Genomic DNA, 14,327 nt, shown 5'->3' on the forward strand with positions numbered 1-14,327 from the left:
TCGTGATGCCGCGCCCCGCGCGCGTCCCCGGGGCGTCTGCGTGCCGGTGGTGACGTCCGCGGGGTCAGTGGGCCGGAACGGCCTTCAGGTCCTCGCCGGCTTCCATGGGGTGGATGACCTCGCCCGCGTCACGCCGCCGCCCCCAGTGGTTGAAGACGAGGTTGAGGAGCACGGCGGTCACGCACCCCGTCGAGATCCCCGAGTCCAGGACGATCCGCGCGGTCACCGGGAAGGCGTGGTAGAAGTCCGGCGCGGTGATCGGGATGATGCCGAGGGCCAGCGACACGGCGACGATCAGGACGTTGTTGTCCTTGTCCAGGCCGGCCCTTACGAGGGTCTGGATGCCGCTGGCGGCGACCGAACCGAAGAGGACCACACCCGCTCCGCCGAGCACCGGACGCGGTACGACCGCGATCAGTGAGGCCGCCATCGGGCACAGGCCCATCAGGACCAGGAAGCCGCCGCCCGTGGCGACCACGTACCGGCTGCGGATACGGGTCATCGCGACGAGGCCGATGTTCTGGGCGAAGGCGCTGCACATGAAGCCGTTGAAGAGCGGGCTGAGCGCGGAGCCGAGGGTGTCGGCCCGCAGGCCCGCCGCGATGGTCCGCTCGTCGGCGGGCCGCTCGACGATCTCGCCCAACGCCAGCATGTCCGCGGTCGATTCGGTCATCGAGACCACCATGACCACGCACATCGAGAGGATCGCGGCGAACTGGAACCGCGGGGCGCCGAAGTGGAACGGGGCCGGGAAGCCCACCACGTCCGCGTCGGCGACCGGGGCGAAGTCCGTGATGCCGAGGGGGATCGCGACGAGGGTGCCGGCGACCAGGCCGAGCAGCACCGCGATCTGCTTGACGAAGCCGCGGGCGAAGCGGCGCAGCAGCAGCACGATCACGAGCGTCGTGCCGGCGAGGCCGAGGAAGGTCGGCGAACCGTAGTCGTGCGCCGCCGGGTCGGGGCCCTGCGCCCAGCCGAAGGCGACCGGCAGCAGGGAGACGCCGATGAGGGTGATGACGGACCCGGTGACGACGGGCGGGAAGAAGCGGACCGCCTTGCTGAAGAAGGGGGCGGCGACGAAGCCGAGGACGCCCGCGACGACGACCGCGCCGAAGATGACCGGCAGCGCGTCGCTCCTGTCCTCGGTGGAGGCGACGATCGCGGTCATCGGGGCGACGCCGGCGAAGGTGACCCCGTTGACGAACGGCAGCCGGGCACCGATCTTCCAGAAGCCGAGCGTCTGGAGGAAGGTGGCGAGGCCCGCGGTGAAGAGACAGGCGCCGGTGAGGAAGGTCAGTTCGCCGCCGGTCAGGCCCGCGGCGGCGCCGACGATCAGTGGTGGGGCGACGACTCCCGCGTACATGGCGGCGACGTGCTGGAGGCCGCTGGCGGCCATTCTCAGCGGCGGGAGTTTCTCGTCGACCGGGTGCTTCGGCTCGTTGTGCGGTATTGCCTCGTTGCTGGGCGTCGATGGGGCGGCCACGGCGGCTCCTCCGGTCGGTTACGCGTCGGCTCCGACGCGGGTGTCAGGGAGGTGATGCGCGGTCGTGCGGGACCGGGACGATGGCCGTCACGAGGAGAGCCCGTCCGGGCGGCGGGGACCGTCAGGAAGCGGGGTGTCCGGGTGACGGAGACCGTCCCGGTGGGGCGCACGTCCATGCGCGCCCACCGGGGACGGTGGCCATGGACCCCGCTCGGGTCCATGGCCTCCGGCCGAGGGCCGTCCCCCTCGGCCGGAGATCTTCGGGCTGCTCAGGCCCGCGCGGTGATCCGCGCGAGGCGCTGTGCCTCCGCCCGCGTGGAGCGGGCGACGGCGTCCTCGTCGACGTTCAGCAGCCGGCTGTTCTCGACGACCGGGAGGCCGCCCACGAGGGAGAGGGTGACCGGGGCCGCCGCGCCGAGGACCAGCGCGGTCACCGGGTCGGCGATCGAGGCGTGCGCCAGGGTGTCGAGCCTCCACAGCACGAGGTCGGCGACCTTGCCGGGCTCCAGGGAGCCGATCTCCGCCGCCCTGCCGAGGACCTGCGCGCCACCGAAGGTGCCCAGACGCAGCGCCTGCCGGGCGTTCAGGGCGGCTTCCCGGTGGGCGCCGAGGCGGTTGACGAGGAGGGCGTTGCGCAGCTCGGTGTGGAGTTCGCCGGACTCGTTGGAGGCGGTGCCGTCGACGCCGAGGCCGACCGGGACGCCGGCCGCGAGCATGTCGGGGACGCGCGCGATCCCGGCGCCCAGGCGGGCGTTGGAGGAGGGACAGTGGGCGACACCCGTTCTCGTACGGGCGAAGGCGGCGATGTCGGAGTCGTTCATGCGGACGCAGTGCGCCATCCACACGTCCTCACCGAGCCAGCCGGTGGACTCGAAGTAGTCGGTCGGGCCCATCCCGAACAGTTCCTTGCAGAACTGCTCCTCCTCGACGGTCTCCGAACCGTGCGTGTGCAGCCGTACGCCCTTGCGGCGGGCCAACTCGGCGCCCTGGGTGAGGAGTTCGGTGGAGACGGAGAACGGCGAGCAGGGGGCGACGGCGATCTGCGTCATCGCGCCGAAGGAGGCGTCGTGGTGCTCGTCGACGGTCGCCTCGGTGGCGGCGAGGGCGTCTTCGAGGGTCTCGACGGCGAAGTCAGGCGGCAGACCGCCGTCCGTCTCGCCGCGGTCCATGGAGCCGCGGGCCAGGGTGAAGCGGACACCCGTCTCGCGGGCGGCCCGGATGATGGCGCCGGACAGGTCTCCGGAGCCCTTGGGGAAGACGTAGTGGTGGTCCATGGCGGTGGTGACACCGCCGCGGGCCATCATCGCGAGGGAGCCCTGCGCGGCGGCGTACACCATCTGCTCGTCGATGCGCGCCCAGGTCGGGTACAGCGCGACGAGCCAGTCGAAGAGGTTGTGGTCGGTGGCCAGCCCGCGGGTGATCCACTGGTAGAAGTGGTGGTGGGTGTTGACCAGGCCGGGTGTGGCCAGGTGGCCGGTGCCGTCGACGCGGCGGACCACGTTCTCCAGCCCCTCGGGGGCGCTGCCCGCGCCGAGGGACTCGATGCGGTCTCCGGCGACGACGACGTACCCGGTGGCGTACTCGGTGTCGTCGGCGTCGACGGTCGCGATCGAACAGTTCTCGATGACGATGCGCTGGGCTGCTGCCATGATGCGTCCTTTTCGCTCTGCGGAGAGGGGACGGCAGGACCCCAGGAGCTTTGAGTGCCGCGGCCGTTGACGCCACGGGTGCCGATGGAGAGGGGTGGTGCCCCCGGCCGGCCGGGGACATCGGTGAGGTCAGAGGTTGGTGAGGTCCACCGGGATGCGCTGCTCGCAGCCGTCACGCAGGACGGTGGCCTCGATCAGCCCGTAGGGGCGGTCGGCCGCGTAGTACACCTCGTTGTCGTTCTCCAGCCCGAACGGCTTCAGGTCCACCAGGAAGTGGTGCTTGTTCGGGAGGGAGAAGCGGACCTCGTCGATCTCGCTCCGGTTGTTGATGATGCGCGCGCCCATCTGGTACAGGGTCTGCTGCAACGACAGCGAGTACGTCTCCGCGAAGGCCTGGAGCATGTGCTTCCTGACCTGGCCGTAGGACTTCTCCCAGTTGGGCATCTTCTGCTCGTCGCCGCTCCAGTTGAAGCGCCAGCGGCCGGAGACCTCGGTCGCCAGGATGCGGTCGTACGCCTCGGGCAGCGTCGTGTACTTGTCCTTGACGAAGCCCCAGAACTCGGAGTTCGTCGAGTTCATCACGACCAGGTCCTTCAGTCCCGAGACGACCTCCCAGGTCGCACCGTCGAAGGTGATCTGGGTGACCCGGGTCTCCTGGCCCTTGCGCACGAAGGAGTGCTTGACCTCGTCGGCGCCGATGAACCTGGAGCCGGCGTCCGAGGTCTCGATGCGCTCCCAGGAGTACTCCTCGATCCGGATGCGCGCCGTCTCGATCGGCTCCTGGCTGGTCACGAAGTGCCGGGCGAGGTGGATGCCGAACTGCTCGGCGGACTCGATGCCGTACTCCTTGGCGAAGGCGTACACCGTGTTCTTGGTGGTGTCCGTCGGCAGGACGTTGGCGTTCGAGCCGGAGTAGTGGACCTCTTCCATGGCGCCGCTCAGCGCCACGGACACGTTCAGGTCCTTGATGTGATGGGTGTCGCCGTCGCGCGTGATCCTGACGACCCGGTTCTCGGCCTTGCCGTACTGGTTCTGTCCCAGGACCACAGGGCGCGCGGGTCGGGAGTTGTCCGTCATCTGTCTGCTAGCTCCCTCGGTAAACGGAGTAGCCGAACGGGTTGAGCAGCAGCGGTACGTGATAGTGCTCGCCCGGCGTCACGGCGAAGGTGATCGCCACCTCGGGGAAGAACACTCCGCTCGTACCGCTGTCCCGGTTCGCGGGGGCGTCCTGCTGCGCATCGGCTTGCTTCTTCTCGAAGTACGCCTCGACCTCGAAGTCGAGCCGTACGTGGGTCATCCCCTCCGGCAGCGCCGGCAGGTCCTTGCACCGCCCGTCCGCGTCGGTCGCGGAGCCGCCGAGCGGGCGCCAGCCGGCGTCGCGGCCGGCGCGGGCGGCCAGCCGCACGGTGACGTCCGCGGCGGGACGGCCGGCGCTGGTGTCCAGGATGTGCGTGGACACGGAAGCCGTGGTGGCGGTGCTCGTGGCGTCGGTGCTCATGCCTCTTCTTCCTCCAGGAGTCGGCCGAGGCGGATGCGGTTGATCGCCGTCAGCTCGACGCGGACGATCTCGTACTCCTGCTCGGGAGCGTTGCCGAGGCGTTCCTCGGCGGCGTCGCGCATCTGCCCGCCGGTCCGGCCGGTGGCGCAGATGAGGAAGACATGGCCGAACTTCTCCTGGTAGGCCAGGTTCAGTTCGAGCATCTCCGCCCTGAGCTTCTCGGAGGCGCCGGCCATGCCGCGCTGCTCCCGGGAGGAGGTCGGGTCGCCGGGTCTCGGCCGCCCGATCGGCGGGTGCCCGGCCATCGCCTCCGCCAGGTCCGCCGCGGACAGTTCGGCCATCGCGGCGTCACTCGCGGTGAAGAGGGCGTCCGGGGTGGCGTAGGGGCGCCGGGCGAGCAGGCCGCGCACCCAGGCCGCCGAGGCGCACACCTCGAGGAGTGCGGCGTGGGCCGCCCGCTCCTCCAGGGCGTTGAACCGGGCGAGAGCGCCGGGTGTCGTACTCGACGTCACGGGATGCCTCCGCGGCCTTGTGCTGGACGGGCTGCGGACAGCTAACGCCCTCGAAAACATCACGTCAACACTTTGTTGAAAAATCCGGGTAACAAAAACCGCCGTCCGGGTGATCCGGTCGGCGGCGGTCCCACGACGGGCCGGCCGGCCGGAAGAGGAGGGTCCGCCGGGCCTCCGACCTGCTCGTCTTCGCCGGTGAGGGCGCCCGCCCCTTCCGAATCCCCCGCGCCCAGCGGGCTCTCCGGATTCCCCTCAGACCTGCTTCTCGCGGTTCAGATAGTTGTAGACGGTGAAGCGGCTCACCCCGAGCGCGCTCGCCACGGTCTCCACGCCGTGCCGCACGGAGAAGGCCCCGCGCGCCTCCAGCACCCGTACGACCTCCTGCTTGGCCTTGCGGTCGAGGTCGGCCAGGGGCATCCCGTGCTTGCGCTCCAGGGCGGCCAGGATGTGATCGAGCGAGTCGGCGAGCTGCGGCAGGCGTACGGCGACCACGTCCGCGCCCTCCCAGGAGAGCACGACGTCGTCCGGTCCGGCCTCGCCCGGCGCCAGCATCTCGCCGCCCATGGCGTCGACCAGCGGCTTGACCGCCGCGACGAAGGGATCGTCCCCGGTACCGGTCACTTATCGCCCTCCCCGACCACGTTCACCTGCAGCGAGACCCGCGTGGCGCCCGCGGCCAGAGCCTTGCGCAGCAGTGCGTCGACGGCGTCCAGCACGGCATCGGCGCCGCCCTCCGCGGTGTTGCCGAACGGGCCGACGTCCACGGCGTCCAGCGCGGCCGCCTCGACGACCTCGCGGGCGACCAGCGCGTGCGGGGGTGCCTCGTCGAGGTCGAAGGGCTCGGTCGTGAACTCCACTCTCAATCGCACCCGCTCAACCTACTGCTCGGCGTCGATTTTCCGGCAGCCCCCTCTTGACAAGCCCCGCGACCCGGCGGCAACCTTCCATTAAGCAGAAACTAACTTCCACAATGTGGAATTAGCTAGGAAATTGGGTGGCCGGCGCGAACACCGGCCGCCGGACCTGTCGACATGAAAGGGGGCGCCGAGTCCATGACCGGTTCTGCGTCGAGCACGGCCGCGCAGCAGCGCTTCAACGTCAATCTGTCGATCCTCTTCACGGAACTCCCGCTCCTGGAGCGCCCCGCGGCCGCCGCGGCGGCCGGCTTCACCGCGGTCGAGCTGTGGTGGCCCTGGGTCGACTCCCCCACTCCCGCACCCGCCGAACTCGACGCCCTGAAGCGGGCGATCGAGGACGCGGGCGTCCAACTGACGGGCCTCAACCTCTACGCCGGGCGGCTGCCCGGTCCCGACCGGGGCGCGCTGTCGATCCCGGGCGTGGAGTCGGAGAGGTTCCGCGCCAACGTCGACGTGGCGGCGGACTTCGCGCGGTCGCTGGGCTGCGGGGCGCTCAACGCCCTGTACGGCAACCGCGTCGAGGGCGTGGACCCGGCCGAACAGGACGCGCTCGCACTGGAGAACCTGGTCCTCGCGGCGCAGGCGGCCCACCGGATCGGCGCGATCCTGCTGATCGAAACGCTCAACCGGCCCGAGTCACCGGACTATCCGCTGGTGAGCGCCGCGGCCGGCGTCGCCGTCGTCGACCGGGTCAACGAGGCGACCGGCCTCGGCAACGCCAGATTCCTCATGGACCTGTACCACCTGTCCATGAACGGCGAGGACCTGTCGCAAGCGGTCTCCGCGTACGCCGAGAAGACCGGCCATGTGCAGATCGCCGACAACCCCGGCCGCGGTGCGCCGGGCACCGGCACGCTCCCGCTGGACGACCTGCTCGGGCAACTGCGCGAGGCCGGTTACGCGGGCTGGGTCGGCCTGGAGTACAAGCCGGGCGACCGCCCGAGCGCCGAGGCCTTCGGCTGGCTGCCCGCCGCGGCCCGAGCCGCCCGCTGAGCGGCACCCCACCGACGCGCAGAGCCTGTCAGAGACGTCAGGAAGGCACCCTCATGAGCAAACTCCCGAAGGTCGCGTGGATCGGGCTCGGCATCATGGGCTCCCCCATGTCGGAGAACCTGATCAAGGCCGGGTACGACGTCACCGGGTTCACCCTGGAGCGGGACAAGCTGGAGCGGCTGGCCGCGGCCGGCGGCACGGCGGCGGGGTCGATCGCCGAGGCCGTGCGCGACGCCGACGTGGTGATCACGATGGTGCCCGCCTCCCCGCAGGTCGAGGCCATCGCGTACGGGCCCGACGGCATCCTGGAGAACGCGCGGTCCGGAGCGCTGCTCATCGACATGTCGTCGATCACGCCGCAGACCTCCGTGGACCTCGCGAAGGCCGCCGCGGCCAAGGGCATCCGCGTCCTCGACGCCCCGGTCTCCGGCGGTGAGGCCGGCGCCGTCGAGGCCGTGCTGTCCATCATGGTCGGCGGGGAGCAGGCCGACTTCGACGCGGCCGAGCCGGTCTTCGAGGCGCTCGGCCGGACCATCGCGCTGTGCGGTCCGCACGGCTCGGGCCAGACCGTGAAGGCCGCCAACCAGCTGATCGTCGCCGTGAACATCCAGGCGTGCGCCGAGGCCGTGGTGTTCCTGGAGAAGTCCGGCGTGGACCTGAGGGCCGCGCTCGACGTCCTGAACGGCGGCCTGGCCGGCTCGACCGTCCTGACGCGCAAGAAGGACAACTTCCTCAGCCGCGACTTCAAGCCGGGTTTCCGCATCGACCTGCACCACAAGGACATGGGCATCGTCACGGACGCAGCCCGCACCGTGGGGGCCGCGCTGCCGGTCGGCGCCGTGGTCGCCCAACTGGTGGCCTCGCTGCGCGCGCAGGGCGACGGCGGCCTGGACCACTCGGCCCTGCTGCGGGCCGTCGAGCGGCTCTCCGGCGCGCGGCTCTGAGACTTCCGGGCGGTGCCGCCGCCGACACCTGTCCTGTCGCGCCCAGGCGGTGGCACCGTCCGGAACCGATCGCCGGCGACCTCGCGCGGGGCCTCCCGCACGGCGTCGCCGGGAAACAGCCCACTTCCACGCGGCCGCCCTGCGGTCACGCGTGGCGGAGGCGGCCCGCGCCCGGCGCGAGGCCCGAGCCTCCACTCCAGCCGCCCGAGGCGGCGTTGGACCCGGATGAGGGGTGATCCAGCGCCGGCCGGGCAGGACCGGGACCGCGGCGGCGGGCGAGCCAGTGCGGTGGTCGGGGTACCGGAGTCCCTTCTCGACCTGAGGGAAGGAGCACCGGTCCCGGCGCCTCCGCCGCGGTCCCCGCTCCGCCTTCCACGACCCCGAGTCACGGTGGGGCCGTAGGGCATGTCCGACACACGCCGGGCAACGGCCCGTGCACGGCGGTGGACGATGCCGGAAAGCCCGGTGCGGGAGAACCGCCGGCCCGGTTCGAAGGGGCCGGGACTGGTAGCGGAGCATCAGCCATTGCACCAGTCCCCGACCTTGCCGACAACGTCCGTTCATCGCCCAGGCGTGCCCTCCGAAGCCGCCCTGCTCCCATCTGGGGACGCAGAAGGAAACCCCGCCGGGAATTACCTGACGGGGTTCGACCTCATCGGTCTGTCGAGATCACTCTTCGTTCAAGGCAGCTCGCAGGCAGGCGATCAGATCACCGGCCGGCACCTCGACCCAGGAGGCCCCGGGCACCCCGGCGCAGACTTCATAACGCTCTCCGTCCAGCTCATGAACCCGGACCTGCCGGCTCGCTCCGTCGAACAGATCCACCCGCAGGCGGACCGCACCATGTGACATCACCGGGAACATGTTCCGCAGTACCTCATCCGCATGGAGGCGGCGCAGAAGGTTCCATTGCCTCCGGTGGTATTCGACCGACAGAAGGTCAGCCCACTGCGAAGAAGTGGGCTCCCCCCTCTCGAGCGCCCTGGCGAAATCGTCGAGCTCCAGAAACGTGAATCTCGCCGCCAACTCGTCGAACGACACACCGTCCCGCCATGTGACGACCATCTCCACGAGCAACCTGAGATCACCCGTCGAGCCGATATCCCAGGTGAACCCGGGAACGTCCCAGGTGAACCCGGGAACATGGACACGCACCCGGAATAGACGCTCCTCGGTGGCAGGAACGACCGACACATGACCCCTTGCCGTCTCGATGACAATGGCGTCGGTGATCCAGGGCACCGGCCAGATTTCACCTCCGTCCAGCTTCGCGGCCTCTTTCATCGCCGGTAGAAGGCCGCCGGCAGCGGTCACGTCCAGGTACGGGTCTTTCCGATGGGGATCCATGTATCGACTCCTCAGCAGTGGCAGTAACCGATGACCGAACCCTTCACGGGGGCAAGGTCTCCCTTCGACATCGACAGATCCGGCATATCTGTCAGGGGCTCCAGTCTCATGGCTCCATCCGGACCCGACGGGGAGTAGAACTTGATGGAACTCCACGGCCGCTGACCATGGGCGAGCGCCCTCGCGATCAAGGACATCTCGTAGTCCGTGGCAGCAGCTCCGGCCTCCCCGCCCGTCAGGCCGCGCTGGGCAGCGTGCATGAAGGTTCCCTTTTCGGCCAGTCCCGTCATGTTGATGTGCAACATCACGCTCGGGTCGGCGATGGCCATTTCCGCCATACGTGCGAAGTCCCTCGGTGACACGTTGGAGAAGGTGGTGAACTTGTTCTCGGGCAGCCGAGCCCACTCGTCGAGCTTCCCACCCCTCTGCCACCCCAGGGCGACCTTGCAGTTGTGGACAAGGATCGGGGTGGCGCCCGCGCACACGAAGAACGTGTGCAGGTCGTCGACGGTGAGGTCGTAGACCGTACGGGGAGTCAGGCCCGAGCGGTCGAGGAGGGCGGTCACCACGCCCGGCCCCGTCCGGCGGCACGACCGCGCCGTCACGCCCGGCCGCGCGCCGCCGGACGGACACCACCTCGTACGTCACCGAGCCAGGGACACCGGATACGGGATACGGGATACGGGATACGGGATACGGGATACGGGATACGGAATCATCTTCCGTATCCGGCGTCCCCGGGTGCGTCGGCGTGCGCATCCGCCCCGCCGGCAGCAGCCTGAGGGCATGGACTATCCCAGCATTGTTGTGCACGCCCCAGGGCTGGACGGGTCGCGACGGGTCACCGCCGGGGACGAGACACTCGGTATCGCCTACCACCTGGACGATGTCGTCGAGATCCTGCGGCTGGCGGACCTGGACGAGATCGAGGTCGAGGAGAGCGACATCATCGACTGGCAGGGCGGTGGCCCGGACGACTGGCCGGGGCTGTCCGAACACCCGTCACCGTGACGGCCGGCACCGCGCGCCTCCCCTGTACGCCACCGGACGTACGCCGCCTACGGAACCCTCAAATCAAGCTCTGAACAACGCTCCGAGGGCTTCACCCCGCCCCCGGCGAGGGCACATTCTCGGCACATGAGGCCCGCCGGCACGGGGGCGGCGGGCCTCATGGCGGGAGTGACACGGGGGGCGCCATGGGCGACGGCATGTCGGAGTAACCGGATCCCTGTGCCGTCGCCCTGGTGCGCGGCGGACCCCGCGCCGCGGTGACGGTCGCCGTGCTCGCCCTGCGCCTGCGGGGCGCGGTGGAGGCCGGCCGGCCGGGCACGATGCGGGCGTCACGGTCGCGCGCGGCCGCTGAGCACCCGTCGCGCCGGACGGCGCACCCGCTCGAACGGGCGGGGCACGCCTCCCTCTACCGCCCCGCGGGCATGGGCGAGTTGCTGCGGCGGACCGGCGTACGAAAGGCACTCGCACAGTTCCGGACCGAGCTGACCGAAACCGGAATGCTCCGGACCTTTGTGTCATGACCTCCGGCGCGACCGATGTCCGTGCGCACAAGTCGTCCTGACGTCCCGTCGGAAAATGCCCGGCATCTTGGCCCGATGTCCGAACCCGGGGCCGCCCAACAGGTCTGCCGGCAGCGTCGGTTCGCCCGTCGAGGCGTCACGGTGACGGCCCCGCCTCCGGACACGGGGGGCGGGCCGTACGGTCGGCGCCCGGGCTTGGGGCGACGCGCGCCCGGGGTCAGACCTTCAGCGTCCTGATCGAGGTCGGCGCGTGGGCCGGGTCGGTCGCGACCTCCTCGAACTCGACGACGTTGCCGATGTCGTTCGTCGTCGACATGGAGATGTTGGTGACCCTCTCCAGGATCGCCTCGACGACCACGGGCACCCGGAACTCCGCGGCGAGCTTCTTGGCCTGTTCGAAGGCGGCGCCCAGGTCGGCCGGGTCGGTGACCCGGATCGCCTTGCAGCCGAGGCCCTCGACGACCTTGACGTGGTCGACGCCGTAGACGCCGAGTTCGGGCGAGTTGATGTTCTCGAACTCCAGCTTGACCTGGAAGTCGATGTCGAACGCCCGCTGCGCCTGCCGGATGAGACCCAGGTAGGAGTTGTTCACCAGGACATGGACGTACGGAATCCGGTGCTGGGCGCCGACGGCCAGTTCCTCGATCATGAACTGGAAGTCATAGTCGCCGGAGAGGGCGACCACGGGGGCCTCCGGGTCGGCCGTGGCGACGCCGAGCGCGGCCGGCACGGTCCAGCCGAGCGGGCCCGCCTGGCCGCAGTTGATCCAGTGCCGGGGCCGGTAGACGTGCAGCATCTGGGCGCCGGCGATCTGGGAGAGACCGATGGTGGAGACGTACCGGGTCTCCGGCCCGAAGGCCTTGTTCATCTCCTCGTAGACGCGCTGCGGCTTGATGGGGATGTCGTCGAAGTGCGTACGGCGCTGGAGGGTGGCCCGGCGCTCCTGCGCGGCGGCGGCCCACCCGGACCGGTCGGGCAGACTCCCCGCGGCCTTCAACTCCCGTGCCACCTCGACGAACAGCGCGAGGGCGGCCTTCGCGTCGGAGGCGATCCCGTAGTCCGGGGCGAAGATCCTGCCGATCTGCGTGGGCTCGATGTCGACGTGGACGAACGTGCGCCCCGCCGTGTAGACGTCCAGCCTGCCGGTGTGGCGATTGGCCCACCGGTTGCCGATACCGAGGACGAAGTCGGACTCCAGGAAGGTCGCGTTGCCGTAGCGGTGCGAGGTCTGCAAACCCACCATGCCGGCGTTCAGCTCGTGGTCGTCGGGCAGGACACCCCAGCCCATGAGGGTCGGGACGACCGGAATGCCCGTCAACTCGGCGAACTCCACGAGGAGTTCGGAGGCGTCGGCGTTGATGACACCGCCTCCGGCGACGATCAGCGGGCGCTCGGACCCGCCCAGGAGGGTGAGCGCCTTCTCGATCTGGGCGCGGGTGGCGGTGGGCCGGTACGCGCGCAGCGGCTCGTAGGTCTCGGGGTCGAACTCGATCTCCGTCTGCTGCACGTCGACGGGCAGGTCGATGAGGACCGGGCCCGGGCGGCCCGAACGCATCAGGTGGAAGGCCTGCTGGAAGACGCCGGGGACCTGCGCGGCCTCCAGGACGGTGACGGCCATCTTGGTGACGGGCCTCGCGATCGAGGCGATGTCGACGGCCTGGAAGTCCTCTTTGTGGATCACGGCGGTCGGGGCCTGGCCCGTGACGCACAGGATCGGGATCGAGTCGCCGATGGCCGAGTACAGCCCGGTGATCATGTCGGTGCCGGCCGGTCCGGACGTACCGATGCAGACGCCGATGTTGCCCGGGTGGGTCCGGGTGTACCCCTCCGCCATGTGTGAGGCGCCCTCGACGTGCCGGGCGAGCGTGTGGCTGATCCCGCCGGCGGCTTGCAGGGCCGCGTAGAAGGGGTTGATCGCCGCACCCGGGACGCCGAACGCGTTGCTGACGCCCTCGCGCTTGAGGATCTCGACTGCCGCGCGGGCAGCGGTCATACGAGCCATGGAGTACTCCTGCTTCGGCTGTCGGTTTCGCGCTCCGTCGCGCCCCGCGGAGAGCTGGTGATTCCGTAGGTGATCCGTGGATGACTTCGCGTTCCGTTCCGCATGCTGTAATCGCTAAATTCCACATTGCGGAAACTAACTTCTACTATCTGGAAACAATGTAGGTGGCTTGCCAGGAGCCGTCAAGGGCGGCCGCCCGGCGCCCTCCCCCGGGGGGAGGGCCTGGCGGCAGGCCCGGAGGAAGGTACGGCGGCAGGCCCTGAGGAAGGCGCGGACGCAGGCCCGGAGGAAGGTGCGGCGGAAGGTCCCGAGGCTGTCGGGGCGTTTCGCTGTCGGCGGCCCCTTCCCTGGAGGACGATGGACGCGCTGTCCCGACGTGACGTCCTGGAGTGGGCCATGGCCGAGAGCGTGCCGGTGCGGTGTCCGGCCTGCCGCCGCGAGCATCTCTTCGCCGCGTCGTCGTACCCGTGCGTCTGCGGCGCCCCTGTCACTCCCGCGCTCGACCGCCTCGCGGATCCCGTACCCGTGACGCACCGCGTCTGGGACGACGACTGGGTGAAGGTGCCCTGCGACGCCTGCGGCCGCGAGGACGAGTGGCCCCATCCCGAACTGGGCTGCGTGTGCGGGACCGTGCTGCGGATTCCGGTACGAGCGATACGGCCGGGACGGGTACGGCGACCGCCGCGCGCCGGGATCGCGCCGGGCACCGCCGCCGAGCCGGACGCCGGCCGGGACGAGACCCCCGAGCGCGCACCGCACCCGGCCGAGGCCCACACCCCGCACACCGCCGAGGCGTCCGCCCCACGCGGCGCCGAGACGTCCGCCCCGCACGGGGCCGGGGCGACGGCCCCGCCGGCCGGCGAGGCGTCGTCGGCTTCCGGTGCGGGCGCCGCGCCCGCGCGGTCCGCCGAGGGCCCCTCCCACGACGGTTCCGCTCCGGGCGAAGGCCACCACGCCGACGTTCCGCCCCCGGAGGGCGGCGCGCCCGACCACTCCCCGCCTCCCTCCACCGCCCCGACACCCCGCCGGGCGTTCCAGCCGGTCACCATCCGCACCGCGCGGGACGCCGTGACGGCCGCCGCGCTGTATCTGCGCTGGCTCGGCTACCGCGACATCCGCAGGGCCGACCAGCGGCCGCCGTCGGGAATCGGGCTCGCGGCCCGGGGTGTCCTGGCCCAGGTGGACCCGACGGTCCGCCCCGCCTCGCTGCGGGACGTGGAGTGCCTGTGGCTGACGGCGATGAGCGAGTCCACGCGGTGCGTCTACTTCTCGCTGGCCGGCTACACGGACGACGCACGCTCCGGCGCCGACCGGCTCGGGATCCCCCTCTTCGTCCTCGACCTCACCGGCACCCCGCAGCCGGTCAACGCCCCCGCGGACGAACTCACCGCCACGGGGGCCTGACCGGCGGGCGGCCACCGGGGCGGCCACGGGAGAGCACGGGGCGGCC

15 protein-coding genes are annotated in these 14,327 nt (G+C 70.7%); 5 read left to right on the plus strand and 10 right to left on the minus strand.

The features are described 5' to 3' along the window. Positions 1 to 64: 64 nt before the first annotated feature. The 7 genes from ABZV34_RS22595 to ABZV34_RS22625 form a co-directional block, all read right to left on the minus strand. Positions 65 to 1,396 carry a nucleobase:cation symporter-2 family protein gene (locus ABZV34_RS22595; RefSeq protein ID WP_356279467.1) on the minus strand — a complete coding sequence of 444 codons (1,332 nt, stop codon included), beginning with the start codon at positions 1,394 to 1,396 and terminating at the stop codon, positions 65 to 67. 356 nt (positions 1,397 to 1,752) lie between these two features. Then, on the minus strand, positions 1,753 to 3,132 hold the full coding sequence (locus ABZV34_RS22600) for an 8-oxoguanine deaminase (RefSeq protein WP_356279364.1): 1,380 nt from the start codon (positions 3,130 to 3,132) through the stop codon (positions 1,753 to 1,755). A 129-nt stretch (positions 3,133 to 3,261) separates the two neighbouring features. After that, a complete protein-coding gene (gene pucL / locus ABZV34_RS22605) occupies positions 3,262 to 4,209 on the minus strand; it encodes a factor-independent urate hydroxylase (protein ID WP_356279367.1) in 948 nt (315 codons plus the stop codon). Positions 4,210 to 4,216: 7 nt separating this feature from the next. Further along, positions 4,217 to 4,630 carry a hydroxyisourate hydrolase gene (gene uraH / locus ABZV34_RS22610; protein ID WP_356279370.1) on the minus strand — a complete coding sequence of 138 codons (414 nt, stop codon included), beginning with the start codon at positions 4,628 to 4,630 and terminating at the stop codon, positions 4,217 to 4,219. After that, positions 4,627 to 5,142, minus strand: a complete 516-nt coding sequence (gene uraD / locus ABZV34_RS22615) for a 2-oxo-4-hydroxy-4-carboxy-5-ureidoimidazoline decarboxylase (RefSeq protein ID WP_356279373.1) — start codon at positions 5,140 to 5,142, stop codon at positions 4,627 to 4,629. Before uraD ends, uraH begins: the two co-directional genes overlap by 4 nt. A gap of 252 nt (positions 5,143 to 5,394) precedes the next feature. Then, positions 5,395 to 5,763: a helix-turn-helix domain-containing protein gene (locus ABZV34_RS22620; RefSeq protein ID WP_356279376.1), complete on the minus strand. Its 369-nt coding sequence runs from the start codon at positions 5,761 to 5,763 to the stop codon at positions 5,395 to 5,397. Next, positions 5,760 to 6,011, minus strand: a complete 252-nt coding sequence (locus tag ABZV34_RS22625; RefSeq protein ID WP_266702829.1) for a hypothetical protein — start codon at positions 6,009 to 6,011, stop codon at positions 5,760 to 5,762. Before ABZV34_RS22625 ends, ABZV34_RS22620 begins: the two co-directional genes overlap by 4 nt. A 183-nt stretch (positions 6,012 to 6,194) precedes the next feature. Between ABZV34_RS22625 and ABZV34_RS22630 the strand changes: the two genes are divergently transcribed. Continuing rightward, the gene (locus tag ABZV34_RS22630; protein ID WP_356279379.1) at positions 6,195 to 7,052 is read left to right on the plus strand and encodes a TIM barrel protein; all 858 of its coding nucleotides are present in this window, start codon (positions 6,195 to 6,197) and stop codon (positions 7,050 to 7,052) included. A gap of 53 nt (positions 7,053 to 7,105) precedes the next feature. Next, complete coding sequence (locus tag ABZV34_RS22635) at positions 7,106 to 7,996, plus strand: 2-hydroxy-3-oxopropionate reductase (protein WP_356279382.1); 891 nt, start codon at positions 7,106 to 7,108, stop codon at positions 7,994 to 7,996. Between the two features lie 669 nt (positions 7,997 to 8,665). On the opposite strand, the gene ABZV34_RS22640 is transcribed toward ABZV34_RS22635, so the two are convergent. Further along, on the minus strand, positions 8,666 to 9,343 hold the full coding sequence (locus tag ABZV34_RS22640; RefSeq protein ID WP_356279385.1) for a hypothetical protein: 678 nt from the start codon (positions 9,341 to 9,343) through the stop codon (positions 8,666 to 8,668). Between the two features lie 11 nt (positions 9,344 to 9,354). Beyond that, on the minus strand, positions 9,355 to 9,912 hold the full coding sequence (locus ABZV34_RS22645) for a hypothetical protein (RefSeq protein ID WP_356279388.1): 558 nt from the start codon (positions 9,910 to 9,912) through the stop codon (positions 9,355 to 9,357). 217 nt (positions 9,913 to 10,129) lie between these two features. Between ABZV34_RS22645 and ABZV34_RS22650 the strand changes: the two genes are divergently transcribed. After that, positions 10,130 to 10,354, plus strand: a complete 225-nt coding sequence (locus ABZV34_RS22650) for a hypothetical protein (RefSeq protein WP_356279390.1) — start codon at positions 10,130 to 10,132, stop codon at positions 10,352 to 10,354. Between the two features lie 233 nt (positions 10,355 to 10,587). Then, on the plus strand, positions 10,588 to 10,875 hold the full coding sequence (locus tag ABZV34_RS22655) for a hypothetical protein (RefSeq protein WP_356279393.1): 288 nt from the start codon (positions 10,588 to 10,590) through the stop codon (positions 10,873 to 10,875). A gap of 217 nt (positions 10,876 to 11,092) precedes the next feature. On the opposite strand, the gene gcl is transcribed toward ABZV34_RS22655, so the two are convergent. Then, entirely contained in the window at positions 11,093 to 12,877 is a 1,785-nt protein-coding gene (gene gcl, locus ABZV34_RS22660; RefSeq protein ID WP_356279396.1) for a glyoxylate carboligase, read from the minus strand. 357 nt (positions 12,878 to 13,234) lie between these two features. Here gcl and ABZV34_RS22665 point away from each other — a divergent pair, with 357 nt between their 5' ends. Continuing rightward, complete coding sequence (locus ABZV34_RS22665) at positions 13,235 to 14,281, plus strand: hypothetical protein (protein ID WP_356279399.1); 1,047 nt, start codon at positions 13,235 to 13,237, stop codon at positions 14,279 to 14,281. Positions 14,282 to 14,327: the final 46 nt, after the last annotated feature.

This window comes from Streptomyces sp. NPDC005195 (assembly GCF_040608315.1).
GTDB lineage: Bacteria > Actinomycetota > Actinomycetes > Streptomycetales > Streptomycetaceae > Streptomyces > Streptomyces kaempferi.